Origin of the sequence: Burkholderia sp. E168m23 (assembly GCF_016586125.1) — a bacterium.
Taxonomy (GTDB): Bacteria; Pseudomonadota; Gammaproteobacteria; order Burkholderiales; family Burkholderiaceae; genus Burkholderia; species Burkholderia orbicola.
The window spans coordinates 1-1003 of record NZ_BCPP01001489.1 but is presented as its reverse complement, the minus strand read 5'-3'; the positions used below and the strand labels follow the sequence as shown (position 1 = coordinate 1003).

The 1003-nt window shown below is 67.8% G+C and carries 1 protein-coding gene and 1 pseudogene; both read right to left on the bottom strand.

Features of this window, described 5'->3' with window-relative positions:
• Positions 1-182, bottom strand: a pseudogene (locus JMF90_RS38385) (copper chaperone PCu(A)C); the annotation flags it as partial.
• Positions 183-274: 92 nt separating this feature from the next.
• Positions 275-640 (bottom strand): copper resistance protein CopC, encoded by a 366-nt coding sequence (locus JMF90_RS38380; protein WP_011547187.1) that lies wholly within the window; start codon positions 638-640, stop codon positions 275-277.
• Positions 641-1003: the final 363 nt, after the last annotated feature.

The window sequence follows — 1003 nt, the reverse complement described above, 5'->3', positions numbered from 1 at the left end:
ATACCGGTCAGCGTCGCGGGCGCGTCGCCGTGGTTCTTCAGCGTGAAGTAGCCGGAGGACGGCACCGTCGCCGGCATGGTGCGAATCCAGCACGCATCGGCCTGGATGGTCGACGCGGCGAAGGTGGCGGTGGCGTGCAGCGCCAGCGCCACGAGCAGGCCGGTCGGAATCGAGCGTTTCATCATGTGTTCTCCTGATTGGGTGCGATGCCGCGGGCATCGATGCGAATGTGCTCGGCACGAAGCACCGATGCGCATCGCGTGCGTGACATGCGTTACTTCAGCGTGAATGCGTAGCGGCCGTGCGTGCGATGGCCGTCGCTGGCCACCGCGATCCATGCGACCGTGTAGGTGCCGGGCTTCAGGCTCGCCAGTGCGACGTGCATCCGCTTCCGGTTGCCGGCGTCGACGGCCGACTTCCCGTCGACGACCGACTGCCCATGGCTGTCGGTCACGGCGATCGAGCTGAACGCGGGCTCGAGCGCTTCGCCGAACTCGATCGTGACCGCGGGCGGCGCGCTCGACAGTGTGGCGTCGGGGGCCGGGTCCTGCGTTTTCGGAAGGGCATGTGCATGAGCGGCGTGGATAACGACGAAGCCGAGTGCGGCGAGTGCGCCGCGAACGAAAGTGGTGGTTTTCATGACTGGATGAGCGAATGACGAATCGGATGGAAAAGACGGATTCGACGGACGGCCGCGTGAACGGCATCGATGTCGGCGGCGCTCGGCGCGGACGTGCGAGGACGGGCATTCGCATGCGGGCGAATGCCGGAGCGCGGCGATCCGAACCGGAGACGGCCAACCACGCGCGCGGCACGACGCCGTGCGCGGCAGGGTGAGACATGATCGTCCTTCGAAACGTGACACGTCGCGCACGCGGGCGGCGTGCGCGGGCGACGTGATGCACGACGGCATCACGCGTAATGACGACGGATCAGGACGTGAACGGCGGGGCGCGCGGTTGCGCGGCCGTGAGCGGCTGCGCGCGGCGCAGGCTTTCGAAGC